At 38.6% G+C, this 24,919-nt stretch carries 25 protein-coding genes, 3 pseudogenes and 1 riboswitch; of the genes and pseudogenes, 10 read left to right on the top strand and 18 right to left on the bottom strand.

The genetic code is table 11. The features are described 5' to 3' along the window. Positions 1 to 22 precede the first annotated feature (22 nt). Positions 23 to 163 carry a hypothetical protein gene (locus C400_RS27995; RefSeq protein WP_162835279.1) on the top strand — a complete coding sequence of 47 codons (141 nt, stop codon included), beginning with the start codon at positions 23 to 25 and terminating at the stop codon, positions 161 to 163. A 186-nt stretch (positions 164 to 349) separates the two neighbouring features. Here C400_RS27995 and C400_RS0116945 read toward each other — a convergent pair whose 3' ends face one another. The 3 genes from C400_RS0116945 to C400_RS0116935 form a co-directional block, all read right to left on the bottom strand. After that, positions 350 to 850, bottom strand: a complete 501-nt coding sequence (locus C400_RS0116945) for a DUF2798 domain-containing protein (protein ID WP_016821952.1) — start codon at positions 848 to 850, stop codon at positions 350 to 352. Positions 851 to 1,407: 557 nt separating this feature from the next. Beyond that, entirely contained in the window at positions 1,408 to 1,779 is a 372-nt protein-coding gene (locus C400_RS0116940; protein ID WP_232795385.1) for a hypothetical protein, read from the bottom strand. Positions 1,780 to 1,993: 214 nt separating this feature from the next. Beyond that, complete coding sequence (locus tag C400_RS0116935; RefSeq protein WP_016821954.1) at positions 1,994 to 2,467, bottom strand: MarR family winged helix-turn-helix transcriptional regulator; 474 nt, start codon at positions 2,465 to 2,467, stop codon at positions 1,994 to 1,996. Positions 2,468 to 2,622: 155 nt separating this feature from the next. On the opposite strand from C400_RS0116935, the gene C400_RS0116930 reads away from it, so the two are divergent. Then, complete coding sequence (locus C400_RS0116930) at positions 2,623 to 3,501, top strand: SDR family NAD(P)-dependent oxidoreductase (RefSeq protein WP_017427697.1); 879 nt, start codon at positions 2,623 to 2,625, stop codon at positions 3,499 to 3,501. A 721-nt stretch (positions 3,502 to 4,222) separates the two neighbouring features. Here the strand turns inward: C400_RS0116930 and C400_RS0116925 are convergent. Together C400_RS0116925 and C400_RS0116920 are read right to left on the bottom strand one after the other, a co-directional pair. Continuing rightward, the gene (locus tag C400_RS0116925) at positions 4,223 to 5,635 is read right to left on the bottom strand and encodes a helix-turn-helix transcriptional regulator (protein WP_017427696.1); all 1,413 of its coding nucleotides are present in this window, start codon (positions 5,633 to 5,635) and stop codon (positions 4,223 to 4,225) included. Between the two features lie 527 nt (positions 5,636 to 6,162). Beyond that, positions 6,163 to 7,044: a glycosyltransferase family 2 protein gene (locus C400_RS0116920; RefSeq protein ID WP_017427695.1), complete on the bottom strand. Its 882-nt coding sequence runs from the start codon at positions 7,042 to 7,044 to the stop codon at positions 6,163 to 6,165. Positions 7,045 to 7,459: 415 nt separating this feature from the next. Here C400_RS0116920 and C400_RS0116915 point away from each other — a divergent pair, with 415 nt between their 5' ends. Further along, positions 7,460 to 8,926, top strand: coding sequence for an FAD-binding protein (locus tag C400_RS0116915; RefSeq protein ID WP_017427694.1), 1,467 nt, complete (start codon positions 7,460 to 7,462; stop codon positions 8,924 to 8,926). A 195-nt stretch (positions 8,927 to 9,121) separates the two neighbouring features. Here the strand turns inward: C400_RS0116915 and C400_RS26930 are convergent, their stop codons facing one another. The 3 genes from C400_RS26930 to C400_RS27990 all read right to left on the bottom strand — a co-directional run bounded on the left by C400_RS26930 (position 9,122) and on the right by C400_RS27990 (position 9,938). After that, positions 9,122 to 9,229 (bottom strand): hypothetical protein, encoded by a 108-nt coding sequence (locus tag C400_RS26930; protein WP_016821960.1) that lies wholly within the window; start codon positions 9,227 to 9,229, stop codon positions 9,122 to 9,124. A gap of 243 nt (positions 9,230 to 9,472) precedes the next feature. Continuing rightward, positions 9,473 to 9,601: a hypothetical protein gene (locus C400_RS28460; RefSeq protein WP_016821961.1), complete on the bottom strand. Its 129-nt coding sequence runs from the start codon at positions 9,599 to 9,601 to the stop codon at positions 9,473 to 9,475. A gap of 241 nt (positions 9,602 to 9,842) precedes the next feature. Beyond that, the gene (locus C400_RS27990) at positions 9,843 to 9,938 is read right to left on the bottom strand and encodes a hypothetical protein (protein WP_016821962.1); all 96 of its coding nucleotides are present in this window, start codon (positions 9,936 to 9,938) and stop codon (positions 9,843 to 9,845) included. Positions 9,939 to 10,160: 222 nt separating this feature from the next. Further along, positions 10,161 to 10,261: riboswitch (guanidine-I (ykkC/yxkD leader) on the top strand. Between the two features lie 88 nt (positions 10,262 to 10,349). Here C400_RS27990 and C400_RS0116895 point away from each other — a divergent pair. The 3 genes from C400_RS0116895 to C400_RS0116880 all read left to right on the top strand — a co-directional run bounded on the left by C400_RS0116895 (position 10,350) and on the right by C400_RS0116880 (position 12,414). Further along, a complete protein-coding gene (locus tag C400_RS0116895; protein WP_016821963.1) occupies positions 10,350 to 10,688 on the top strand; it encodes a DMT family transporter in 339 nt (112 codons plus the stop codon). Beyond that, a complete protein-coding gene (locus C400_RS0116890; protein WP_016821964.1) occupies positions 10,685 to 10,999 on the top strand; it encodes a DMT family transporter in 315 nt (104 codons plus the stop codon). The genes C400_RS0116895 and C400_RS0116890 overlap by 4 nt, the downstream gene beginning before the upstream one ends. Before the next feature lie 1,094 nt (positions 11,000 to 12,093). Next, entirely contained in the window at positions 12,094 to 12,414 is a 321-nt protein-coding gene (locus tag C400_RS0116880) for a hypothetical protein (RefSeq protein ID WP_016821966.1), read from the top strand. A 138-nt stretch (positions 12,415 to 12,552) separates the two neighbouring features. Here C400_RS0116880 and C400_RS0116875 read toward each other — a convergent pair whose 3' ends face one another. Together C400_RS0116875 and C400_RS0116870 are read right to left on the bottom strand one after the other, a co-directional pair. Further along, positions 12,553 to 13,968 (bottom strand): helix-turn-helix domain-containing protein, encoded by a 1,416-nt coding sequence (locus C400_RS0116875; RefSeq protein ID WP_017427692.1) that lies wholly within the window; start codon positions 13,966 to 13,968, stop codon positions 12,553 to 12,555. A 279-nt stretch (positions 13,969 to 14,247) separates the two neighbouring features. Then, on the bottom strand, positions 14,248 to 14,793 hold the full coding sequence (locus C400_RS0116870; RefSeq protein WP_017427691.1) for a GNAT family N-acetyltransferase: 546 nt from the start codon (positions 14,791 to 14,793) through the stop codon (positions 14,248 to 14,250). A gap of 449 nt (positions 14,794 to 15,242) precedes the next feature. On the opposite strand from C400_RS0116870, the gene C400_RS0116865 reads away from it, so the two are divergent. Then, a complete protein-coding gene (locus tag C400_RS0116865) occupies positions 15,243 to 15,455 on the top strand; it encodes a hypothetical protein (protein ID WP_017427690.1) in 213 nt (70 codons plus the stop codon). Between the two features lie 49 nt (positions 15,456 to 15,504). Here the strand turns inward: C400_RS0116865 and C400_RS0116860 are convergent, their stop codons facing one another. The 3 genes from C400_RS0116860 to C400_RS0116850 all read right to left on the bottom strand — a co-directional run bounded on the left by C400_RS0116860 (position 15,505) and on the right by C400_RS0116850 (position 19,118). Then, positions 15,505 to 16,308 (bottom strand): discoidin domain-containing protein, encoded by an 804-nt coding sequence (locus C400_RS0116860; protein WP_017427689.1) that lies wholly within the window; start codon positions 16,306 to 16,308, stop codon positions 15,505 to 15,507. Positions 16,309 to 17,102: 794 nt separating this feature from the next. Then, on the bottom strand, positions 17,103 to 18,278 hold the full coding sequence (locus C400_RS0116855) for an MFS transporter (protein WP_017427688.1): 1,176 nt from the start codon (positions 18,276 to 18,278) through the stop codon (positions 17,103 to 17,105). Between the two features lie 21 nt (positions 18,279 to 18,299). Further along, positions 18,300 to 19,118, bottom strand: coding sequence for a MerR family transcriptional regulator (locus C400_RS0116850; protein WP_017427687.1), 819 nt, complete (start codon positions 19,116 to 19,118; stop codon positions 18,300 to 18,302). Between the two features lie 256 nt (positions 19,119 to 19,374). Between C400_RS0116850 and C400_RS27985 the strand changes: the two are divergent. Beyond that, a pseudogene (locus C400_RS27985) lies at positions 19,375 to 19,680 on the top strand (SPRY domain-containing protein); the annotation flags it as partial. A 119-nt stretch (positions 19,681 to 19,799) separates the two neighbouring features. Here the strand turns inward: C400_RS27985 and C400_RS0116840 are convergent. The 3 genes and pseudogenes from C400_RS0116840 to C400_RS0116835 all read right to left on the bottom strand — a co-directional run bounded on the left by C400_RS0116840 (position 19,800) and on the right by C400_RS0116835 (position 22,081). Further along, positions 19,800 to 20,222 (bottom strand): hypothetical protein, encoded by a 423-nt coding sequence (locus tag C400_RS0116840; protein ID WP_044788171.1) that lies wholly within the window; start codon positions 20,220 to 20,222, stop codon positions 19,800 to 19,802. A 359-nt stretch (positions 20,223 to 20,581) separates the two neighbouring features. After that, positions 20,582 to 20,704: a hypothetical protein gene (locus C400_RS28455; RefSeq protein WP_017427684.1), complete on the bottom strand. Its 123-nt coding sequence runs from the start codon at positions 20,702 to 20,704 to the stop codon at positions 20,582 to 20,584. Further along, positions 20,667 to 22,081: pseudogene (locus C400_RS0116835) on the bottom strand (transcriptional regulator). The gene C400_RS28455 and the pseudogene C400_RS0116835 overlap by 38 nt, the downstream one beginning before the upstream one ends. 242 nt (positions 22,082 to 22,323) lie before the next feature. Between C400_RS0116835 and C400_RS0116830 the strand changes: the two are divergent. Next, complete coding sequence (locus C400_RS0116830) at positions 22,324 to 22,776, top strand: hypothetical protein (RefSeq protein ID WP_017427683.1); 453 nt, start codon at positions 22,324 to 22,326, stop codon at positions 22,774 to 22,776. Positions 22,777 to 22,895: 119 nt separating this feature from the next. On the opposite strand, the pseudogene C400_RS26265 reads toward C400_RS0116830, so the two are convergent. Next, positions 22,896 to 23,120 (bottom strand): annotated as a pseudogene (locus tag C400_RS26265) (NucA/NucB deoxyribonuclease domain-containing protein); the annotation flags it as partial. A gap of 362 nt (positions 23,121 to 23,482) precedes the next feature. On the opposite strand from C400_RS26265, the gene C400_RS0116820 reads away from it, so the two are divergent. Continuing rightward, positions 23,483 to 23,947 (top strand): hypothetical protein, encoded by a 465-nt coding sequence (locus C400_RS0116820; RefSeq protein WP_017427681.1) that lies wholly within the window; start codon positions 23,483 to 23,485, stop codon positions 23,945 to 23,947. Positions 23,948 to 24,419: 472 nt separating this feature from the next. Here the strand turns inward: C400_RS0116820 and C400_RS0116815 are convergent, their stop codons facing one another. After that, the gene (locus C400_RS0116815) at positions 24,420 to 24,863 is read right to left on the bottom strand and encodes a phage holin, LLH family (RefSeq protein WP_017427680.1); all 444 of its coding nucleotides are present in this window, start codon (positions 24,861 to 24,863) and stop codon (positions 24,420 to 24,422) included. Positions 24,864 to 24,919 lie beyond the last annotated feature (56 nt).

Here is a 24,919-nt window from a genome sequence, read left to right as displayed (position 1 = left end):
TTCTTTGAAGGGAGGTGATATTATGAGCAGAAGACACAGCAACCGTGAATTGAGAAGAAGAAGATTAAACATCCGTTCCAACCAAAGAGCCAATGCGCGTGCAAGAGGTAACGCACTGGCTGTTAATCTGTTTAGCGTGAATGATGGACAACGCAGACGTTAATAATTATTTTCAAGCAAAAAGCAGGAAGAATTCTTCCTGCTTTTTTTGTGTTAAATAATACACCAAACTACCAATCCCGCCAGTTATAGCTTCCTCAAACTTGTATCCGATTTTCATAACTTAAGCATTTCTAGCTGTAAAACCATTCATTAGCTTAACATTGCTGCAATGGATTTGCTCTATTATTTAATTTAATACTTTTTTATAAGGTCCCACTTGCCCGCTTTTCTTTATAAACTTTATAAACAAGGCTCGAACAACAGGACCCATAACCAATAATTGTAATGGATAGGCCACAACAAAGTTCTTTATAAAAATTTCTAAATATGCTTCAAATAATGAATGATCGCCAATACCCTGACTCAGAATTGAAGTTAATAAACCGTAGAAAGACATAGAACAGGCCATTCCGAACACCATACATGTTGAAATCGTGATAATTAAAAATATTTTTTTGGATTTATCAAAAGGTAGACTTAAAGCAACTTTTTTTGCTACAGGACCCACGATATATAAATCTAAAATGAGCGCTATAATAAATCCAATTAGAAATTCAACAGCAATGGTAATCAAGCTAATTTTTCCAATCAATCCGTTAATCAAAAGATTATAGAAGGTCATAATAACGACCATTCCAAAACACATAATAACCCCAAAGTAAAAGCTTTCCTTTTTAGTTGTTGGCATTTAATTCAACCTTTCATTTTTGGATGTGATTATTTTAGCTGCAACCAAATTTTCATGTAAGTGAACTTTTTATGAACATATCGTAACAAACAAAGACAAGTAAGGAATATTCTTCACAACTAATGAACTATGTACAAAATCATTACACATTTATAACATTAAATACAAATAATAAAAAATATCTCTATTACTTTGTATGGCTCCAATGGAGATTATGCTACCGCTACACTCGATGGAAGTTTTGAAGGCCCTACCCGTTGGCTTAGTGATGGCGTTTTTCCAGATTTCGAAACACTTTTCCCTTCTTAAGAACACTACTTTCAACAATTTTCTAAAAGACTCTGTCAATAGTTGATGAAGTCTTATTTTATATTGAAAATCCCCACTACCTTAGCTGGTCGGCGGGGATTTCGCTTATTTATAGTATTTACTTATACTACACATTCTAATATTTGATTATAGCTGATCCTGCTTTAACCCACTCTTTGGATTCTAGTTGAATCCATCCATATACAGGTGAGTCAGAGTTGATTTTTTGTTTTATCAGTGAAAGGTTTTCATAGTTGCTGGAACTGTAAAGCGACCCTGTCTTTGGCGCAACTTTTACTGTCAGAATATTTTTTTATATTTGGTTCTTCATCAGTACTAGTCCAGACTAATCGATTGTAATAATTAATGTTAAACGGGTTTTCTAAACCACTAATCGAAAATTTCACTCTTTTCCCGACAATAGATACATCTGTATATGCTGTGTCATCTTTAAAAATTACTAATTGAGATGAAACTAATTCCTGATTTAAAGAGTTTGTATAGGTGTCATGGGTGACGCTTGCTACATCTGCCGAGGCTGATAGCGGGGACAAAACTGAAAATAAGAGAGCAATTGTGGAGAAACATAAAGTAGTTTTCCTTCCTAATTTCATACTCATTATTTTCATCCTTTCCTTCCTATTTATCATCATCCATAAACATACTGCTTATTGATTGTCAAAGTAAGGGGAGCTTTGTCTGACATAAAAAATACACATTCGGGTAGATTTCATTATCCACTTCTACTCTATATCCAAACTGCTTATGAAAAAATAAAAGCCGATATCTTAAAGTGACGATATTGTTTGCAAGTGTTTATATGCGGGTCACTTCTTAAGGTTGTGTTCCGTGGCGATGGAGTCCATTAAATTGCCTAAGCATTTGGTTAAAATTATGAAGCTCAGCATCTTCCCAGTCCGAAATTCGTTCATAGAAAACGGACTCTTTCTCCTTAAGCGCATCAATTAATTTTTGCTGTCCATGCTCAGTAAGAGATAATACAATTCCTCGTCCATCACTTCGGGAGGCCTCTCTGTTCAAATACCCCAAAGACTCAAGCTGTTTGACAAGACGACTCACTGAACTTCGATCCATCGCAGTTGATTCCGCTAAAGTGGCGGCATTTGTTGGGCCATAAGAATACAGCCAACGAACAATATGGAAGGCGGCAGGTTGTAAGGAGGAGTCAAATTTCGCAGCAGCTCTGACATTCAGGGCGTGTGAAGCGCTGATAAGTGCGTTAAGCTGCTCGCCCAACTCAATCTCCAATTTCTCCCTTGGTTCATTTTTTACTTCATTATATTTCATCTTCAATCACCTTTCTCTCGTTCAAAAAACCACAAGTCGAATTTGATTGACATATATCAACCAAATTATTATAGTGGACATATGTCAACCAAATGTACTAACTCACCGAATTGGCTACTCCAATAAAATTGTAACACATGAAGGAGAAATGACGAATGTCTAAAAATACTACCGTTGTCATAACAGGTGCCACCAGTGGTCTTGGACAACTAGTCGCAGTTGAATTGGGAAAACGCGGCTGCTTTGACCTTGTTTTGACTGCCAGGAGTAGAGAACGTGCTGAAGCTACAAGAAAACAGATTGAGCTGGTTAGCCCATCAGCGAAGGTTGACTTTTTTTATGGAGATTTATCGGTACTGAAGGATGTTAAACGAATCGGGGATGAGATAGCCGCCGCATACTCTAATATTGATGTGCTGTTAAACAATGCGGGTATCCATGCTTTTGAGCAACGCGTCACTCCCGAGGGGTTTCCTGAAATGGTTGCCATAAATTATTTATCGCCGTGGCTGTTAACATATACACTAAAACCGTGCCTGCAGAACGTAGGCAAGGCCAGAGTTGTCAATGTTGCCTCCGAAGCTTCACGCCGCCATGGAGTTTTGAAGCTCCCCGAGGATTTAACGGATACAACTGCCTTTACCGCTCGTGGCTCATCGCCCATCTATGGAAAGACCAAATTATTGAATATTATGTTCACTGCTGAACTGGCAAGACGATGGTCGGATACGGGAATCAGCGTAAATGCACTAAATCCAGGATTCAATGTTACCGGATTGGGACGAGAACTTTGGTTTGCCCCTCTATTAGAACGATTGTTGAAAATCCTTCATCTTGGAGATCCGCGAAGAGGAGCAGATATCATCACCCGATTAATTGTAGATCCGGAATATCATAAAAAAACAGGTGGATACTTTAACGTCGGAACTGGGAAATCTATTCAACCAGTCTCACCTGGAGGAGATCCCAAGATGCAGCAAAAACTGTGGAAGGTCACAGAGGATTTGCTGGAACAGAAGGGATTCCTTCCATAAGAAATGATTGATGAAGGGATAAGACGGCAATGAATGAAGCAATAATCATCAATAATGCCAACCCCGCACTACATACAAGCATATCTTCAATCATTTGCTAAATCAATGAACGGAATGAGTCACCAAAAAGCAGCAGCGAACCCATTCAGCTTTGTGATTTCGTTCTTTATAACGTTGATAGCCCACGCGTTATCAGTCACACTGATAAGTTCGTAAATTGGTACACATGAAAATAAGCCTCAGCTTAATCTGAGGCTCAGTGTTCCATACAGTACCTATTTACACTCCATGCGGCGTAACACGATCTTTTGGGTCACGGCCCCAGCTTCACTATGATTACGGTTTGCCTTGTGTCACTCTTGTCGCTTCATACAATATATTAATTTCTCTATAGTAATCTATTTTTTGTAGTCTATTCTCCCGTTTGCTTCTGCAGTTTCATCACCAGTAATAATATCCCCTCTCAGAATATTGGAATGATTACATAATAAATCTACTATTCTAAGTGTGTCGAAGTAACTTTGTGCCATCAAAATATTTATATGTATGCTTCAAAACTGATCACTTCAGCGACTCATTCGGCGCATAGTGTAACAATTCCTTTAACTAAAAAACTCTGCTAACCATAAGGCTAGCAGAGTTTTGTGCTTAAGCACCTCCAATTTGTACAAGGATCTGAATATGTTGCGTCAGGACGGGACCAGTTATAAAAAATAAAAAGCTACTCGCAACGATTAACAGTGCCATTTTTTTCAACATTGTCTAACCACACCTTTTCTAATAGTTTAAAATACTCTTCTCTGGTCTCTGGAGACGCATATGCTTGGAAATGTGCAAAGAGACCTGTACAGTTTATGAAATATGTTTCATTGTTTAGTATATGTGCTTTTACCATTGCACATAATAATTGTTTAAAACCATCACTGTACTTCTTCCTATTTAAATTATAATAGGCCATTTCATAACAAAACAATGCAATATAGTCAGGTACCACTTGTTGGGTGTACATATCAGTAGATGTCGGGAGTTGAGTAGAGGCATCAATGTCTATTTTAAATTTTGTAAGTACACCATCTATATCCAAATTGTATCGGTTAGCTACTATAATAATGTTCAACAACTTTGAGAGCTTCTCACTTTCATTGGCGGTTGTTCCTATATATTCAACAAAGTCTAGAAGCACACTAGTGTTTCCGGACATAAGTTTATTAACATAAGTATTACCTTCTGCCCAATGCTGAAACAAGCTAATCCAGTATTGGGTATCTTCGTCAGTCTCTTTGACCCAATCCAAACCTGTGTAGGCGTATGTATATTGTAAAGCTTGTTGATAGTCGCCTCGGGCTTCACAGACACTTGCACACAATAAATCGGCATAGGTAATGTACACAAACATGGGGCGAGTTAGCTTCTTAGTAGACTCAGTGCGTTCTCGGCTGCTCTGGTGATGTTTCAAAGTGTATTGGATTTCCGCTTTAGCTCTCATTTTTCTCGCTATTTCATCAACCTTATCCCATTTACGCAAAGACCTATACACATTAGCTAAGTCCTTCAATGCATCAAGTTGTTCTATTTCGTCTAGGCGCTCGACATAAGGCTCAAAAAGTATGGCTGCCCTAAGATTGCGGCTTTGATCGTCATCAATCTGAATCGTGAAAATCCGATATTGACAGATGGCCAAACGTTCAGAATGTTGATATTTCTCCACTTCTGCTACACTCTCATAGAGCAATAGTGCAGCATCATGTCGTTCCTGCGCTAATAATTCTTCTGCAATGTCAAATAGTTTGGGTGAGTAGAGTAGATTGTCCATGATAGCTCCCACCACTCGACGGATCGCATCCAGCTTGTCCAACTCTGCACAGCGATACAAAAATGGTTCGATTCTCCTCATATTGGGGGGAATGTCGATAATATAGTTTTCTACATATAAGTCGTAAAAATAGCCTTCTGGTAAACCCATAGCCTCTGTAATTCTATCAATTTGGTTAACAGACATAGAACTATTGCCTGTTACAATGCCACTAACTATTCCCCTATTAATGCCTGCAATATGCCCGAATTGCGTTAGGTTCAGACCCTCTTGTTTTAGGTATCTTTCTAGTTCCGCCCGAATCGTAGGTGTATGCTTCATGCCATATCCACCCTTCACATAAAAATTCCAAAATTTTTATATTGTTGTAGTCTATTTTTCTCTAAAATTGACCATATGTCAATATATTATGCGAATAATGTAAGATTTCAATGTATAGTCCATGCTGTTCACTGACAGCAGAACCCAATAAGCGCAACAACCTATTATGGCAGGGTCCCCTAAGTACGCTGTAAAAACTTAGTTAACCAAAAGGAAGAGATTACTATGGCTACTGCCAAATAACCTATGCGCCATTGGGTTCAACTTTTACCATCTAAAAAAAGTGAAGTGTGTTGCCTAACAGTTTTTTCATAAAATTAAATCCAAAATGCTTTAGTAATTATAACCAAGAGGATAAAAACTTCTAATATATGTATAGCTGCGTTTTGTGACAGGGCATACAGACAAACAAAACAAAGGCTCAACCAGCTAAACCGGCAGAGCCTAATCACCTTTTTGCAAAAACTTCAAAAGCTTGTGCTATTAGAGTATCTTCTTTCCAACCGGATCACTTGCTTAACTCTCTGTTAATAAGGAATATGGGATATGCACCGTGAAAACGCCATGTTTAATAGTTCCTGGTTATAAACTAAATACTTACTGTTTTGGTCCAGCACCCAGTTGGCAAAACCTAAAGCTCTGGTGTAACTATCATAATCGTAGGGATTAATTTTAAACTCAAGAATATCCAGCATAATCTGGTTCTCTTCATCTGATAATTCCAAGCCTAACTTACTAAACTGTCTTTGACGAATTCTCCGAGCAGTAGCATCTTGTATAGCTCTATGCTGATTGGACACTTGTCCATTATGTTGACGATAATACAATACGTTTATGGGGATGTTCGCCATTTGTACTTGGAAAGCTAGTCGGTTCCACAACTCGTAATCTTCGGCATGAGGATAATTACTATCATATTGAACGCCAAGCCGACGGATCATGCTATTGCGCATGATTATAGCAGGATGGCAGATACAACAATGAAATAACAGCCATGTTTTTATTTCGTCATGACTGGCCGGATTTACCTTTATTGATCCCCCACTAGATGAAGTAAAAGCAGCACCGCATACATCAATCAATGGATTTTGATCCATAAATGCGATTTGTACAGCTAGTCGATCTGGCGTAGAAATATCATCGCTATCCATACGAACGATATATTCACCATTGGCCTTTTTTAATCCTTCGTTTAAAGAAGCGATCAACCCTCGATTGGTATTATGGAAGATTTTTATCACTCTAGGGTCTGATATTTGTGAAATAAGAAAGGTAGATCCATCTGTCGAACCATCATCAATAACAATTAATTCAAAATCCGTATAAGTTTGAGCTAAAATACTGTGTATTGCCTCCAAGACAAAAGCTGCATTATTGTAAACTGGCAGTATGACCGAAGCTCGTGGCACAATATTCCCTCCATTTCATATTTTTCAAATGGAATCAGTATTAAAATCACAAAGCAGCTTCCCTATTTTTTTGATAATGGTTCCCTCTATATTCTCATGTTCTAAGATATGTTCTGAAATATATTTCGAAGCGGCTTCCCGGTAATATAATATGCCCTTTTGAAAATTTAGAAGCTTCCAGTCCTAGAAGCTAGTGCCATCAAAGATTGATTGGTTTGAATATCCCTGCTTCAAAGTCGGACTAATTACTTCTTAGACGAAGTTGACAATATAAGTAATAAATTTGTACAATTAGGAAAAATATTTCACTTAGATTCCATTCTTCATCGGTAACAAACATATATATCTAAGTGGAAAACGGACTGTGAGATTCAGCCTAAGATAATATCTGCATCTTAAAAAGGGAGATAGAATGATGGAACGAAATGTAACATCCGTAGAACACTACACTCCAATTCTGATTGTTGGTACGGGTATATCGGGGCTTGCTGTTGCTTATTATTTATCAAAAAACAATATCAAGTACACGATTACAACAAAAAAGAATGCGCCCAAACAGAGCAACTCCTTTCTTGCAGCCGCAAATACACGTGTTCCATCAGAGAATGATATTAATAATATTATTAATCTTACGATTGATAAATGTGGAGCAGATCGATCGGTTATTGAAACGCTATATAGAAACTCCAACATAGTTATAAATTTTTTCGAGGAATTAGGAATCTCTTATGAGAAAACATCCTTTGGTATCATGCCTGAATGTTTGATTAAATCACAGGGAGGAAAGAAATTAATTAATTGTTTGTTACAACATATTGAACAACCGCTGTGTAATAAAATTTTGATTCATTTGGAAAAGTATAATGATGGAATTATCGCATTATTTTATGACATCCAATTAGATCAATTTATCAGGATATATACTAATTATTTGGTATTAGCTACGGGAGGATATGCGGGGCAATTTAACTACAATGATAATTCACCGGGTTCGACTGGAGAAACGCTTATCTTAGCTAAAAAAATGGGTGCAAGATTAAAGGGAATGTCTACAGTAATGTCTCATCCTTGGTCAATATACAATGGAAGACAAATTTTATTGGGCGGAGTTGTATCTTTAAGTCAAGGGAAAATAGTAGATGAGGAAGGAATTCAACTATTAAAAGATGAGTATATTTGTGATGCCATTGCTCGAGATGATTACCATGAAATGATTGACGAGATTTTACATTTTGAACTCGATTGCATCAAGCAAAAAAAGGATATGTACTTGGATATGAGCCATGCTGATGAAAATATATTGAATGAAAGATTTAAAAAATATGGATTTAGCACTAATGTGGTTAAAAATAAAAGAATCAAAATTACACCAACAATGCACTATTCTTCAGGAGGAATCGAAATCAATGCTAATGCTGAAGTTATAAACTTGAATCGTGTTTTTGCTACTGGAGAAGCTCAATTTAATGGTGTTCTTGGTATGGGAAGAATCCCTGGGCAAGCATTTGCAGCGGGTATCGTTTTCGGTAAATTAATTGCTGACAAAATAGCTAATGAAGGTGTCTTCAATACTCAATATCCGATTACATTTAAAGATCCACCTGAAACTATGCAGCTGTACTCAAAAGAAAATAATGACTTTCCAATTGAAGAGTTTCAGAAAAAGTTGTCCACTCTAATGGTGGATCTGATCGCTCCCGATTCATCTGTGGTTTCTCGATCACTCCATAAAAGAGAAATACAAGAAAGTCAAAACATAATATTAAGTAGAGCAAGAGGATCAGGAAAACGATATGAGGATATTTTAACATTATTTTTTGGATATTTTGTTGCGTTAGAAATTATAGAAGATCTTGAAGAAAAGGCATTCGGTATAGGCTAATAAACCCTTCAATGAGACATTCTCCCTTCCGACAAAACCCAATAAGCGCAAAACTATTATGGCAGAAATTCAGCGAGCACCCACCAAAAGAACAGCGAATGCTGTGGCTATTACCAAATAGTTTATGCGCTTATTGGGATCAACCTTTTACAATCCATGAGTGAAGTGAAATTACCCAGCAGTTCTTTTCACAAATTAAACCCAAAGTGATTTAGTAATGATAACTAAGAGAATAAAGAGCACTAGAATTGCCGCTGTAGAAGTCCATACACCGCCGCCGCCATTACCTTCATATGCACCCATGCCTTTTAACCTCCTTTATCTGTCGTCACTTTAATATATGTAAAAATACATTCTGTGGTAGGGCATACTGGTAAATAAAAAACACCACACTAGCAGGACCAGCTAGGAGCTAGGGAAGGAAAGCATTGCTAGTTTACAGAAACATTTTTCCCCCTATTTCGAATATATCCACTCTTATTCGCGTTTTCATTAATATTGGACGCAACCTCTCCGTTAGAGCAGGCACCATTGAGAATAGGTGCTTTATCCGGCTCGGTCGCTGCCTACTGTAGTTCCAATCCCCATAACGATCGTACCAATTATAATCTTGTAGACCACTTTAATTTTAAGGCTTAGCATTCTTTGACTAAATTTCCACATACCCAACATCATTTAACCCCTCATTTTAAAATATTAGATTGCACTATACTTCGGTAATTGTAACTAGAATATAAAGTGGATCATAGCGCATCTGAGTTGTTAAAGCTAGTCGAGAAGATGTTCAAATAAAACAAGCTCTACTGACCTTAATCGGTCGGCAGAGCTTGTTATCTAATCTGATTTCGGGCAGATTACTAAAGAAATAAGGGCATTGAACTTGAATGATGGGGTCTATATAATTTTCTTCACAATATTAAACCCAGCACGATTTAAGGATGATAACCAAAAGGATATAGAGCACCAAAATTGCCGCTGTAGAAGTCCACACACCACCTGCACATCCACTCATAGCTTAGCCCTCCTTTAATTGTTTTCACCTTAATATATGTATAGCTACGACTCTGTGACCGGGCATTCAGTTAAACAGAAAATATACCCAACCAGGCGAATCCAGTGAAAATGAAGTTGTAGACTAGGCATCGGCGTCAAAGTAACTGGCAAGTTAGTGGGTGAATTGTAAATTGACTCACGTTACATCGCGTGTTAGTATGGTTTTAGCCAATAACTGAATAAAAACGTTTTCTAGGGTTCCGCAATCACAAGATTGGTCTGGTCCGAGAGAAAACGCACAGCCATATGGCTGTGACACGGAGGGATAAAAGCCTGGGAGATAAACGCATTGTGCGGTTTATTTCCCAGGCTTTTATCTTTTTTCTTTTATGGCCCAATTTTTGATAAAAAGTTTAAGGAGGAGTGTGTTATGAACAAAACGTGGATTTCAGTCATTGTGGCGGCTATATTCGAGGTTGCTTGGGTTAGTGGGTTAAAGCATGCGGATAGTTTTTGGGAATGGAGTGGTACAGTAGTCGCTATTTACATCAGCTTTTATTTGATGATCAAGGCGGCTCGTTCATTAGCGGTTGGAACTGTATACGCTGTATTTGTCGGACTAGGAACGGCAGGAACTGTAGTAGCTGAAATCCTATTGTTTGGCGCAGACATAAGTGTTTCGAAAGTAGCTTTGATCGGGCTGCTGCTTATTGGAGTGATTGGTCTGAAAATGCTTAGTAAGAAGAAAGAGGAGGTAAGTGGACTATGAATTGGGTGTATTTGATCTTAGCAGGGATTTTTGAAATGATCGGGGTTTTGCTTATAAACAAGTTCAATCAAACTCGCAGTTGGAAATCGCTGACTCTTTTGATTACTGGTTTTGGTCTAAGTTTTATATTTTTATCGTTGGCAATGCAAACACTCCCGATGGGAACAGCTTACGCTGTATGGACTGGAATTGGCGCTTCTGGAGGTGCTATCCTCGGCATGATCTTTTATAACGAGCCACGCGGATTAATGCGTATTTTGTGTATAGGGTTGGTCCTTAGCTCTGCTGTAGGGCTGAAACTAGCCAGTTAAAAATATATATTGGTGTAGCTCTAAAGGTCGTTTCCTGAGCAAACTAACGATGAATGTTAACTTTAAAAAAGCTGCGGCAGTCTGGGACTTTATTTCCTTGTCCATGGCTGCCGTTGAAATAAAATTCTACCATATTTGCTTATGCTCCCCTCTACTTTTCCATTAATTTATTGAATATCTCTCTATCTTTGGAAGTAAATTCGGAAATCCATTGCTTTTGCTCATACGTGTTGGTACTTGAATCCAATTTAATGAAGCTATTTTCACCAACCACATATACAATATTTTTTCTATTTTATAAGACCGAACGTTATCAACAGTATTTTCCAGTGGGTCCCATAATCCATTACCTTCGAGTCTTATTGACATGACATGTATGTAGCCTCCTGATGTGTTATGCGCAAGTTATATTTTGAGTACAAAAAATAAACTCTGGATCATTGGAGGTTTAATTCCGTATAATGCCTATTTTCAGACGAGGAAATGTAATGATCTTTTGGTCACCATCCCAGCCTCCCATGATTACAATATAGAGCGTATCCGTCTTCGTTGGTTGTAGCGTTCGATATCAGGTAACAAAACATTCAACCTCTTCTGTTACCCGCGTTTCTGTATACTATACAGATCAGAACAATGAACGACGAAAGCGGACACAACTATTATGCAGCATTAGCGGAATAGAGAGTTGCCAAAGTTACACTAAACTTTTGCAGAAGTTTACGATGGCGCACGATAAGCCATGGAAAGAATATGGGGGCGATATTCCTGAGCCAGTAGAATAAGACAAGAACAGCAGTAAATTTAATGTGTGTATTCCTAAAAGCCTACGTCGTCATTGCCAAAAGAAATTACCGAAAATTCTCTCTTGAACCAGGATTACCAGTTCGATCCCCCCATTAACCCAGCCTAAACAGACGCATCGCAGTTCGCTCCAACCTCAAACGGCAGGTCATTCACCGCATTGGTGCCCAGATGCCAAAGGCTGAGAGTAGCTGCGAGTTCCCAAAAAAACAGTTATCAATAAAGCGTACAATCGCAACACGTTAGATCCATTTAAACTAATCAGGAAATTATCCAAGTAGGAGGAAATAACCATGGCATTTGAAGGTTATGGAGAAGACAAGCGAGAACATTGGTTTGACTGGCCGTTCCCCTTATCGGTATCAATACTGTATGTGGATGCAGATGTAGATGAAACAGAAACGAAATGGTATCTGATTGACGAACAAGAAAAACACTTGATCCGAATTAGGGATGAAAAGCAAATTGAACTGCTTCATCATTGCATGTATGGAGTCTTGTTAAATGACGAGAAGATCAACTGGATTATTAATAAAAATGGCGGTAGATTTACCTATCACGATAGTGTGCAAGATTTTATCAAATTCCAGAAAGACTACCTTGATACACTATAAGAGGCGTGAACAGTTAAAGCTCTACCGACCCATTAAGGTTAGCAGAGCTTTCTTTTACTTTAGAATCCACCTATTTGTACAAAGGTCTGAACAAGCTGATCATGATTGTGAGCGGGTACGGTTATAAAAAACAAAAAGCTACTCGCAACGATTAACAATGCCATTCTTTTCAACATTACTTAACCACACCTTTTCAATAAGATTGTGAAACTCCATTTTGACTTCAGGAGTCGCATGGACTTGAAAACGCACAAACAGGCCCATACAATTTATAAAGTAAGTTTCATTATTTATTATATGTGACTTTAGCATTGCATACATCAATTGTTTGAAGCCATCATTGTAGTTTCCTCGCTGTAAATAATAATGAGCAATTTCGTAACCAAACCACGCGAAATAGTCTGGCATTACTTGTTGAGTATACATATCATCAGATGTGGGCTGTTCAGAAAACGAATGAATCTCCGCTTCAAAACGAGAAATGACATCATTCACATCTATTCCATATCGGTTAGCCGCTATCATAACGTTCAACAGCTTTGAGAGCTTCTCATTTTCATTATTGGTTGATGTGGCTGCTATATATTCAACATAGGCCGGTAGCACACTAACATCTCCAGACAGAAGCATATTTACATACGTATTACCTTCTGCCCACTGACTGAACAAGTTTACCCAGTATTGAGTATCTTCGTCAGTCTCTTTGACCCAGTCTAATTCCGCATAGGCGTATGTATATTGTAGAGCTTGTTGATAATCGCCTTGGGCTTCACAAACACTTGCACACAACAAATCGGCGTAAGCAATATATCCAAATAGTGGGCCCTTTGTCTCCTTTTCAAGCTCTTGAGAATTTCGTTTTGCCTGATGTTTTATGGAATATTGAACTTCCGCTTTCCCTCTCATTTGCCGTGCCATTTCCTCAACCTTGTCCCATTTACGTAAAGACCTGTACACGTTTGCCAAATCCTTCAATGCGTCAAGCTGCTCTATTTCGTCCAGACGCTCAATATAAGGTTCAAATAGTATGGCTGCTCTTAGATTACGGTTTTGGTCCTCACCAATTTGAATCGTGAAAATACGATATTGGCAAACTGCCAAACGCTCAGAATGTTGGTATTTCTCCGCTTCAGCTACACTCTCATAGAGCAGCAGTGCAGCCGCATGTCGTCCCTGTGCCAATAATTCCTCCGCAATGTCAAAAAGTTTGGGCGAGTAGAGTAGATTGTCCATGATGGTTCCCACTACTCGACGGATCGCACCCAACTTGTCCAACTCTGCACAACGATACAAAAATGGCTCGATTCGTCTCATATTCGGGGACGTGTCGATGATGTAGTTTTCTATAAATAAGTCGTAAAAGCAGCCCGCTGTTAAACCCATAGCCTCAGTCATTAGGTCAAGCTGATTAACAGACATAGACTTATTACCTGTCACAATGGCACTTACTATTCCCCTATTAATGCCTGCGATATGCCCAAATTGCGCTATGCTCAAACCTTCTTGTTGCAGGTATCTGTCTAATTCCGCCCGAATCGTAGGTGTATGCTTCATGCCATAGCCACCCTTCGCTTGAATATTCCATATTTTTTAAAAACATACTTCATTTTTCACCATAATTAACCATATGTCAATATATTATTCGACTAATATAAACATTCAATTTTTCGCATGAAATGAAATAAAAAACTCATCGCATGTCTCAAATAATAGCATTCCACCAACTATAAACGTAAAAATACCCCACTGGCTTTGGCTAGTAGGGTTTCACCGATACTTTCGGATTGCATAACGGGATTCTGTAAATACAATACATTAAATTATCATGATGCATTAGAATTTTGAATAGAAAAATACCGCATTTTCATCTTTGTATTTTGAGTTTGAATAAAGCATAGTGTCCACTGCTCCAATATCAAACCCATTTTTCAAATAAAATCGGCAAGCGAGTAAATTAATATCCTGCGTCTCAAGCGTAAATCCCTGCATTCCTTTTTGTAATGCCCACTCTCTTGCCTTGTTTAACAAGGCAGTTCCAATTCCTTTTCCTCTGCTACTTTCTAATACAATAAGCCTGTCAATAGAAGCAAATTTAGTTTCCTCTACTGTCCCCAGTCTTATATGTCCCAAGCATTTCCTTCCGGAATAGTATAAGAAAGCAATACTGTCATTGCTATTAATATATTCATCAAGATCTTCGTGTTCCGGGTATTTTGACTCATAAGGTTGCTCATAAAGTTCTTCATGATAACTCCATATGCCATTTTCTAGTTTGGGGATAAGTCTCCCTATGACCATAAAAGGTTGATCTTTGCATTCGTAATCATCCTTGTTATCGAATGTCATTTCAACAATTTCAATTCCTCTAATTTGCTCCAAAATATCTCTCCTTAATGCTGGACTTTAATACTTGATTGGATTCAATTATAGCATGTCTGTCTCGAATATAATTTCAGTTTACTTCATTCCATTCGCCTATTCATATTCCCTCCTGCTAGACATATATGTATACTTCCCCAAACGCAAAAAACACTCACTCGCTTGAGCCATAGGGTGTCATCGATGCTGTCGGGGTTGCTCTGTATCCGTCGCGTCAAGTATAATCCGATTGGACTATTTTGTGAATATTAATAGAAGATCTTCTCCTGGTCATATGTACTTTTGATAAATTCACTGATTGCCTGCTAATTGAGTTTGAAGTTTTCTACAAGGAAACAGAATTACTACCTGGTCACAAAGTCCAGACATTTGAATTCCGTGATCATGGTTTACTATTTGAATAGGCTAAAACGAAAACCATCCAGCTTAACAAAAAAGGAGCGATGATTATGAATTTAGAAAGATTCCTAGAAATACATCGCAGGAACATACAAGACAAATTACAAGAGGAACGGCCACGAACTGATGAACAAAAGCAAATAGTGGTAGCATTGTATATCGCCGAAGCGCTGAATCACCTTCGTAATAACCTGACAATGGAAGAAGTCTTGGGACTAACGGAGATATATAGAGATTACCGCCAAACCAGTGCAATGAAGTGATAACATTAAAAAGCTCTGCTAACCTTAATGGGTCGGCAGAGCTTTTAATTTATTTAGAGTATTCACTTACTTCAAACATTAGGATACGATCATACAACATGTAGTCCTTACGGCTACTGAATGGACCTTTATTGTTATCATGTTTATTGATTGCATAGGATGCTGATCCAGAACCAGCTTGTTTGCCTTCGTACCATGCAATAAAGTCATTGACCTCTTGCATACTCAAATCGAATTCTTTCTCCAAGCCAGTTGTCATGGTGACAACAAGGATTGCACGGTCCCCGTTTGGAGTCGGTTCCTCTGTTCCTGGGTTAGGAGTGGAACTTGATACTTTAGACATCATCTCTAATTCGCCAAGAGTTATATACTGACTTCCATTGTTCGCTGTAATATTAATTCTATAGTCCTTGTATGAATTAGAGTTAGAAAAAGTGAATTTTTTTGGAGTGCTATCTACCCATTCAGTGATATTTGATTGAGTGTCTAGCACGTTCCAAGTAATCCCATCATTTGAGCCTTCAAAAGTCCAATCTTTAGGAGCTCGGTCGGTTGCCGTTGTCTGTGGATATATAACGTATTGTTCAATAACTTCAGGTTTAAGAAAGTCATATCTTAACCATGCAGTAGTTTCATTAGATCCCCAAGCACTAGAGATAGTAGCAAAATCTCCGTCAAAAGATCTATATACGTATGAAAATTCATTGCTCGCACTAGCTACTCCAGATGGCAAAGTGTTAGATGTCATTTTGGGAATTAAATTTTCTGAATACTCTACTTCAGCTGCAAAGACATTTGACAAGGGAAGCGATAAAAGAACTAAAAATAGAATTGTTATACATGCTTTCTTCATTAAATAATCCTCCAATATGTTTAATAGAACTAAGAATAATTTAATTGAGGAAATGTGTCTAAACATAAACTTGCTTATCTATAAATATGTTCTATATTTTTGCATATTTTTTTTTTTATTGGGTATTAAAAAAAACTCATGCCAGTGCTATACTGGTTGAGTCCTTGTTTTTATTTCACGATAAACCTTACTTTAGTTCCATCAGCACCTGCGTCACCTTCTGCACACATGCCATTGGCGATACTTTCCTACTGTTTAGATACATTGGCTTCGCTAAGGAACGAACTTACTCTAAGCACTTTGGAAGAGAATATTTTATTAGTATCTAGGCTAAATAGTAAAAAAAAGAATACTGGATGCCCGTATTCAAGAAGTACTCGATATCCTTGTAGAACAGTACACTGAGGATTACCAAATCAAGGATTTGGCTCGTGGAGTCCGCCTTTCCCTTTCAAGAATTCCCCATCTATTTAAGCAACAATCTGGAAAACTTCTGCAATATACTTTTCGCCCCATCACTGAAATTCCACTTGATGTGGGTTTCCAGTCCTCTAATTTTTTTTTCAAAACAGTTTGCATCTTTTTATGATCTATCTCTTTCAAATTACCGCAAATTGCATCGGGATAACTACTAATCTTCGTGCAATTCTTTCACACAGTAAATAAAGATACACCCCTTAGAGTGGAGATTAGAAGCATCATTGCTCACTCTAAGAGATGTGGAATACATGATGGGCTCACTTGAAGAAGGCGGAATATAAATTTAGTTTCACCCTAGTCAGTCCATTTCATATTTATTTAGTAACAATAGGAGTTCCAGTCCTACTGCTCATTTTTTTAAATAGTAAGATGGCAAGAAGTAAAGCAATGCTTACAGCGGCAAAACCCAGCCAATTCAAAAACAGGACAGATATACGACTAATGACAATCCCGCCTAATCCAGATCCCAGTGCAAAACCAAATTGGATGAACGAAGTATTTACGCTAAGGGTAATGTCCGGATTTCGAGGCGCTAGAGTAACTAGATATAGTTGCTGGGCGGGGGAAATACTCCACGTTGCTAACATAAAAATCATTAAAACCAAGATTAATACCAAGATATTGACACCCGCTAGAGCGAATAAAAGAAGAGTCGCCCCTTGTAACAGGAGTCCGAAACAAATTGTAAATTTCGATCCTTTTGCATCTGCCAATTGTCCGCCCACTCTTGATCCAACAAAGCTGCAAATTCCCGCCAGGAATAGAACACCGCTAATTTCGGTTATGGAAAGAGAGGATGTGGCTTGCAAGAAAGGCGTAATATAGGTGAACAGTGTAGAATAGCCGCCGATATAAAGTAAAGTAATAACCAAAGCAGTCAGAATTGTTGAATTCCTTAAAATGGAGAGCTGCATTCTGAGGGTAACCTTTTCTTTTTCTTTGATTGCCGGCACCTTTTTATAGATGATAAGTAAAGGAAGAACACTTAACAAACCGATTAAAATAAATAGAACTCTCCATCCAAACATCTCACTAAAAAATGTGCCAATGGGAACCCCGAGCACTAGCGAACTGCTAAGCCCCATCAAAATGATACCGATGGCATTCCCCCTTTTTTCTTTTTCAACGAGTCGTGTCGCTACTGCCATGGCTACCACCGTAGTAATTCCTCCGCTAGCTCCTTGAATCATTCGTACCCATAGTACTGTTTCGTAAGCAAGATCTACAAACATAAGTCCGTTGCTGGCAATAAACACACTAAGGGTGGCCATCAGTAGCTTCTTGCGATCTGCATTTATCGTTAATGCAATCAAAATCGGAGCGATAATAGCTGCTGCGAGAGCAAACACAGTCACCAGTAACCCAGCTTCGGAAGTAGATACTCCTAAGTCCATAGCAATCATTTCAATGACTCCTGTGATAATGTATTCAATGGTTCCGATCAGAAAAACAGCCAGTGCCAGGACATAGATGATCAGTTTATTTTTCAATTCACTCCACTCCTTCTCCAGTTATTTATTTATAATTGGAATTTGTATTTCCATGAATTGTGCATCTTGTTCTGGAGATAATGGTAAATATATTTCCCTACCAGATTCGTTTTCCTTGATCTGATAGTTATTTTTCTCAATCCACGTAGCTAAATGGACACAGGCTGTACAAGCAAAGTTAGAATTTGAACGAAAAGCCATTGTGGCCATCATCGGCTCAGGAGGAAGAGTCCGTAGCCGAAATGGGTCTGGAGATAATAGCAACTCACAGGTTAAAAAGTAACCGACTTCAAACTCGAACTCATCCTCTTTTCCGTCTATTTCTTTCCACAAAACAACCTGCGGACCTTGAGTCAACTGGCGAATTTCCTTTGTTAATAACTGATTAAATTTACGAAACAGGTCTGGAATGTCCTCTTCTCTCCCGCATGCTTTCTGAAAAAGAAACTGCCTGGCACCTTCTGCTTTGACTCTGATTTCTTGCCCTGTTTCGACTTGCCCCTCTTTTTCTATAAGCTGCATACGTTCCTCAATCCTGACAAGTTTGGCTTGTTCCGTATCGATGATTTGCTGGATTTCGCTTCTTTTCAGCTTAAACATCCCTTGAATATTCTCCAATGTAATATCTTCGTGGAGCAACTGTGTAATTTGTGGCAAAGTGAAACCCAATTCCTTATAGAATAGGATTCGGTTGAGCTCAAGAAGCTGATCTGCGGAATAGAAACGGTAGCCAGTATCGCGATCCACCTTTCTCGGCTTCAGTATGCCAATCTGGTCATAATAGCGAAGAGTTTTTAAAGAGACCTTGCTTAGCCTGGAAAACTCACTGATTTTAAACAAAATATCATCTCCAATCTATAACATAATGGGAGTATACAGTTTCCCGTGCAGGGGAAAGTCAAGGGTGTGAATGTTTCTCCTTTTCATATCTAAGATCGATTGCCTTCCTTGTCTCAACCTATGTTGGTGTAAAAGGTCGGAACCACCGTGGACCTGCACCACCTGAAAACCTTTTATACACTTGCTTCCACTCTTTTAAAAATACAATTAATCCTCTTGCGATTTCTTTTATCATACGATACCTTCATAGTATTTAAACACAACACCTGATCCATCAACAAAGCCCGATCCGTCTACAACACCTGGATCATCGGATACAGATAGATCATCGCAACCAACTGGTGATCGCGCTATTTTGACTGTAACAATGGATAATGGATTTGATAAAGAATTCGATTTGAGTAAAAAAGAATTGAACGCCTTCATCGCTTGGTATGACGCTAAAGATGCAGGTAGAGGCCCTTCATTCTTTGCCATTGATAAGCACAATAATAACAAAGGACTCCATACTGGTTACATACCAGCGGAATCCTTTCTCACATTTGCTCTAAATTCAAATTGATTAACGAAAAAAGCTCTCCCACCAATTAAGGGGATTAATTCACTTGCTGGCTTGAACAAACACATATTTAACTTTCCGCATCAAATGGCCAGAAGGACAAGTTGTATTCCTAGAGTAATTTAGAGGTTTCCAGGCTGTGAATCAGCTACTCCCCATGTTTCTCCGTCAACTTTATAATCGCTGCCTCTCCACTGAAGTATGTAGTCTCCAGAACGCAATCCGTCGCTAAAACCTTGGTCTGTAGATTTCCAAGTCACTGTGTCGTGAGGAACGATTATTAAACTTTCAATATATAGTTTGTTTGAACCGCTGTGAGTTAAACTTACTCTTACTGGATGATCAGAGTGATTCTTCATACAAAGTTTAACATGCCCCCATCCTTTAGGGACACTAAAGGCTTCTTTTACAGTTGCGCTTCCACCCGATCTTTGAGAAATTATATTGTTTCCACTAGTTTTACTGGGTGAAGCTGGAACTGCACCTACCGTAGTTGCTATAGATAAAGATAAAATCAAGAACTGAAATATTCTTTTTTTCATCATTTTCCCCTCCTATTTTTGATATGCTCTACCTTAAAGTGACACCATCTACAATCTGGTAGGTCCTTTCACTTCTACTCTAAATTCAAACTATTACGAAAGAAACACAATCCATTAATCTTAACCGACTCCAGTGTAAACTTCTCCACCGTAGTCCACAATATTTATCAAACCCTCTCCCAACGGCTGTACTACATATACTCTTACTATCCTAATGCAGCTGTAAATAGTTCTATACCCGGCTTTAACATTTTATATGTATGGTTCATACTGATCACCTCAGATAGTTATTCTGCCGTATGTGTGGTAATTCCTGCACTAAAGAAAGCTCTACCAACCATAAGGTTAGCAGAGCTTTAGCTTTAAAATCCTCCAATGGTAACGTTAGGCTGAATACTATGGTGATGGTTAAAGGCTTGATCCGGCACAGTAACAATCAACAAAAAGCTAGCCGCAATGATTAGAAGTACCACTTTTTTGAACATTGTTTTCCCACACCCTTTCAATAAGATTGAAATACTCAGCTTTAGTTTCAGGAACCGCATGGGCTTGAAAACGAACAAACAACCCCATGCAGTTTATAAAGTAAGTTTCATTATTTATTATATGTGACTTTACCATTGCATTCATCAAATATTTAAAGCCATCAATGTACTTCCCTCGATGTAAAAAATAAAAACCTAACTCATAACCAAACCACGCGATATAATCCGGTATCACTTGTCTGGTGTACATATCATCTGATGATAGTTGTTGTGAAAAAGTCCCGATAAGGTTTCAAATCGTTTTAGTATATCGTCTACATCTATGCTATATTGGTTTGCGGCAATTATAACATTAAGCAGTTTTGATATCTTTTCATTTTCGTTAGTCTCTGATGTCGCTACAATATATTCAACATAATCATGCAGTACATTTATATCTCCAGATAAAAGCTTATATACGTAAGTATTACCTTCTGCCCACTGACTGAACAAGTTCATCCAGTGCTTAGTATCCTCGTCGTCCTCTTTAACCCAGTCTAAATCAGCATAGGCATATGTATATTGTAAAGCTTGCTGATAATCGCCCCGGGCTTCACAAACACTGGCACACAATAGATCAGCATAAGCAATGTATCCAAATAACGGTCCTCTTGTTTTCTTTTCTAGCGTTCCATCTTTGTGTTGCTCGTTATGGACAAACGAGTATTGGATTACAGCTTTAGCTCTCATTTGCCTTGCCATTTCGTCTACCTTGTCCCATTTACGCAAAGACCTGTACACGTTAGCTAAATCCTTCAGCGCGTCAAGCTGTTCTATTTCATCTAAGCGTTCGACAAAAGCCTCAAAAACGGCTGCTACCCTAACATTTTGGCTTTGATCGTCCCCAATCTGAATCGTGAATATACGATATTGGCAGACTGCCAAACGTTCAGAATGTTGATATCTCTCCGCTTCAGCTACCCCTTCATAGAGCAGCAATGCAGCCTTATGTCGTCCCTGTACCAATAATTCCTCTGCAATTTCAAATAGCTTGGGTGAATAAAGTAGATTGTCCATGATGGCTCCCACCACTCGACGGATCGCATCCAACTTGTCCAACTCCGCACAACGAAACAAAAACGGTTCGATTCGCCTCATATTGGGTGGATGGTCGATGATGTAGTTTTCTATAAATAGATCATAAAAGTGACCTTCTGGTAAACCCATAGCCTCAGTGATTAAGTCAAGCTGGTTAACAGACATAGACTTATTCCCTGAAACAATGGCGCTTACCACTCCCCTATTCATGCCTGCTATATGTCCAAACTCCGTCATGCTCAAACCTTCTTGTTGTAGGTATCTGTCTAATTCTGCTCTAATCGTAGGTGTATGCTTCATGTCATATCCACCCTTCATACAGAAATTCCAAAACTTATATATTATTGCATTCTATTGTTGTTCATAATTTAACAGTTGTCAATAAGTTTTGAAATATTTGTCATGCAATACTTAAAAGAATTATATATTTTCGAATATTAATTTTTTTACCATTTTGTTAATGAAAATGTACATTTTATTCCTTTTTATGTGCTATGATTGGTCAGTAGTACAAATTATACCATTCGGGAGGACGGTTTTTGATGAAGCTTAAAAACACAGCAATCATTCTTACAGGTCTATTGGCTCTTACGGCAGTAGCTCCGCTGGCTGCTTCCGCCACACCAGTTATGGGGGTTGAATTATCAAAGAGGCATGGAGGTATAGTTATCCAGTCAACTGGTCAAGAAGTACATGAGGTTCTTGGCGGGACAAGTCCGACGATGGAGTTTACTGTCAAAAAAGGTTATGGACATGTAAAGATTAAAGTGAAGAATACAGGAAGCAACACAATTTCGTGGAGCTTGCAGGGTAACGGGAGGGAATACCTTAATAAAACTGTTGGCAGAGGTGATACATTAACGTGGACTAGTCTTAATTCATACCCTAACGGGATGCCATCAGGGGAATACGTAATTCAATTCCGAGCTGGCGGTAACAGAGTTGAAGGCGAAGCTTGGGGTACTACCGGTCAGTACCCATCAGACATTAACTAACCAACCTCAAGCAGGGGAGTATCTTTGGAGTTATATCCGAGACACTTTATGAATTCAATTTTGCTATACTTAGTGTCTACTAAGCCCAGCTAACCTTAATAGGTCGGCCGGGCTTTTTACTATTTAACGATAAATTCAACTTTTGTTCCGTTAGCATAGTCGTCCAGCTTGTGACCGACCCACGATTCTGCTCCACGATTATCCTTTGGACTTATGTACTTAATGTCTGCACCTTCGGAACACATCGCCATAGGCCATTCATCACGATCCTTGCCCCTCTTGGTAGGTACACACTTTAGGAACAGGTCGCGTTTATGATCAGCTCTATCACGTTCAATGGTACAAGGGTGTCACTGATGCTTCTATATAATACCGATTCTTTCTAAAATGCACATAATAAAATGCTAAATAGGGCCTTTTCTACTATATGAAATTTACCTTTCATTCTTTATAATTACAAATATAGTTAATATATTACAGGAGGTGACCTCTCTAATAAGGAATTAATTAGATTTAGTAACATAGTCAGTAACCATCGAGACACTGCTTTGACGCTTCAGACAGTGACATGGCTCACTACACTTATCTGTTCAGTTGCGATGTTTTAGAGTAATAATAACCCGGTTGATAAATAGACTTACCTTTTAAAAATAGGATAAAAAAACTAGATATCTAATGCGGGAACAACTTGAGAGGATGAAATTTAATGAGAAATAAATGGTTTTCAATTTTATTAATGGCAATGATTACTTTAGTCACCATTCTTCCTAGTTATCCTGAAACAGTTTCAGCAGATACCTACCATGTAGGCCAAACCTGGGAAGTTAAAGATGGAGGTATGTCTTACACCTTTGACCTAGGAAATCCTGGAGTTCCAAGAAATATGTATAGCATAAAGAGTGTTTTCAATGCAAAAACGGAAGATCGTGGAGCTAGTCCTGAATGGGTTTATCTGTATTATTCTCAGGATGGAGTAAAATGGTACTTAGAGGATTCGACCCCGTTGCATTATGACAGATATGATGGTGTTTACACTATTCCTTGGACAATATTCAAGAGTAAACACCCAGAAGTGAGCCATATCCGGTACGTTAAGATAGAAACTGAACATACGCTGGTATCCATTAAAAACATTCGCTTAGAAGTAGTGGACAGATCGGTTGCTTACTAGTACGCGTTTAATTGTCTGATGACGAAAAGGAGCGTTTAGTGTTTCAAAGTATACTACTGAAAAACGGTTGCTGAGAGGATTTGTTACAGGCCCGAGTTGGCTAGTCAACAACAATGAAAAAAGTAACAATAACATAATAGGTAGTTGTACTGTTAATTATAAAAAATGTAAATATAAAGCGCCTCTTTGAATTCATTGTAAATGATCAGGAGGCGCTATATTCTTAAGGAAAGCTGCCAGCTGATTCAGCAAATTAACTGACCCTACTAATGGTTACGATTATTCAAGCTAGTCAGTCCCCGTAACTCCAGCCGACTTCCCATCCACACAAGCCTCGACCAAGATGTACGAAATCACCGCCTCAAATACACCAATTACACCAGTTACTTAGATAACCATATTGCTATCCACTCCAAAAATAATGTGCACAGTAGCTTCTTCACATTTCAGATTATGCAACAGTTCTATTGCTCTATTCAGTGGATGGGTGCACTTGAACATCTCCTATCGATGTTGGAATAACCTCAGCTTCATATTGCACCTTAACAGGAACGGTATTGGATACCTCCGCCGTAGCCTGTGCCAAGAAATCATTAAGCTTTGCAGCAAGACCCGATACAGCTTCCTTAGCTGCGGCCTGTGCTGCCTCCTCGTTTGGCTGTGCTTCAGTAGCCAGTACCGCTTTTGTTTTGGCCTTATACTCCAGATATGCCTTCTCAATCGCTGCTTGAAGCTCCACAACTGACACTGTAATGCCTTGTTCTGCCAAACGGAGTGTAGCATACTGTAAAGCCTCCTGAAGCTTACGCTCTCCCCCTGCCTGCTTAAAAGCTGTCTGAGCAAAAGCAAATCCTTCCCCAGCGATCTTATGAATTACTTCCCTCTGTGCTGCCGTTGTACGCGCCTCTAACCACACGTTAACCTTAGTCTTGAGTTTTTGAGTTTGTTCAGACCTCCTAAAACAAACGCTGT

This window comes from Paenibacillus sp. ICGEB2008 (assembly GCF_000307675.1).
GTDB classification, from domain to species: Bacteria; Bacillota; Bacilli; order Paenibacillales; family Paenibacillaceae; genus Paenibacillus; species Paenibacillus polymyxa.
Note: the sequence above shows the minus strand (reverse complement) of the source record. Positions and strands in the feature narration are given on the sequence as shown.

What these genes read in the sequence shown, in the direction of transcription:
- C400_RS0116930 (WP_017427697.1), top strand. Translation starts at nt 2,623, where the DNA reads ATGTCTAAAAATACTACCGTTGTCATAACAGGTGCCACCAGTGGTCTT.
- C400_RS0116820 (WP_017427681.1), top strand. Translation starts at nt 23,483, where the DNA reads ATGAGAAATAAATGGTTTTCAATTTTATTAATGGCAATGATTACTTTA.
- C400_RS28460 (WP_016821961.1), bottom strand. Translation starts at nt 9,601, where the DNA reads ATGATGTTGGGTATGTGGAAATTTAGTCAAAGAATGCTAAGCCTTAAA.
- C400_RS26930 (WP_016821960.1), bottom strand. Translation starts at nt 9,229, where the DNA reads ATGGGTGCATATGAAGGTAATGGCGGCGGCGGTGTATGGACTTCTACA.
- C400_RS0116895 (WP_016821963.1), top strand. Translation starts at nt 10,350, where the DNA reads ATGAACAAAACGTGGATTTCAGTCATTGTGGCGGCTATATTCGAGGTT.
- C400_RS28455 (WP_017427684.1), bottom strand. Translation starts at nt 20,704, where the DNA reads ATGTTCAAAAAAGTGGTACTTCTAATCATTGCGGCTAGCTTTTTGTTG.
- C400_RS0116890 (WP_016821964.1), top strand. Translation starts at nt 10,685, where the DNA reads ATGAATTGGGTGTATTTGATCTTAGCAGGGATTTTTGAAATGATCGGG.
- C400_RS0116840 (WP_044788171.1), bottom strand. Translation starts at nt 20,222, where the DNA reads ATGATGAAAAAAAGAATATTTCAGTTCTTGATTTTATCTTTATCTATA.
- C400_RS0116915 (WP_017427694.1), top strand. Translation starts at nt 7,460, where the DNA reads ATGGAACGAAATGTAACATCCGTAGAACACTACACTCCAATTCTGATT.
- C400_RS27995 (WP_162835279.1), top strand. Translation starts at nt 23, where the DNA reads ATGAGCAGAAGACACAGCAACCGTGAATTGAGAAGAAGAAGATTAAAC.
- C400_RS0116880 (WP_016821966.1), top strand. Translation starts at nt 12,094, where the DNA reads ATGGCATTTGAAGGTTATGGAGAAGACAAGCGAGAACATTGGTTTGAC.
- C400_RS0116865 (WP_017427690.1), top strand. Translation starts at nt 15,243, where the DNA reads ATGAATTTAGAAAGATTCCTAGAAATACATCGCAGGAACATACAAGAC.
- C400_RS0116830 (WP_017427683.1), top strand. Translation starts at nt 22,324, where the DNA reads ATGAAGCTTAAAAACACAGCAATCATTCTTACAGGTCTATTGGCTCTT.
- C400_RS0116860 (WP_017427689.1), bottom strand. Translation starts at nt 16,308, where the DNA reads ATGAAGAAAGCATGTATAACAATTCTATTTTTAGTTCTTTTATCGCTT.
- C400_RS0116940 (WP_232795385.1), bottom strand. Translation starts at nt 1,779, where the DNA reads ATGAGTATGAAATTAGGAAGGAAAACTACTTTATGTTTCTCCACAATT.
- C400_RS0116925 (WP_017427696.1), bottom strand. Translation starts at nt 5,635, where the DNA reads ATGAAGCATACACCTACGATTCGGGCGGAACTAGAAAGATACCTAAAA.
- C400_RS0116935 (WP_016821954.1), bottom strand. Translation starts at nt 2,467, where the DNA reads ATGAAATATAATGAAGTAAAAAATGAACCAAGGGAGAAATTGGAGATT.
- C400_RS0116945 (WP_016821952.1), bottom strand. Translation starts at nt 850, where the DNA reads ATGCCAACAACTAAAAAGGAAAGCTTTTACTTTGGGGTTATTATGTGT.
- C400_RS0116875 (WP_017427692.1), bottom strand. Translation starts at nt 13,968, where the DNA reads ATGAAGCATACACCTACGATTCGGGCGGAATTAGACAGATACCTGCAA.
- C400_RS27990 (WP_016821962.1), bottom strand. Translation starts at nt 9,938, where the DNA reads ATGAGTGGATGTGCAGGTGGTGTGTGGACTTCTACAGCGGCAATTTTG.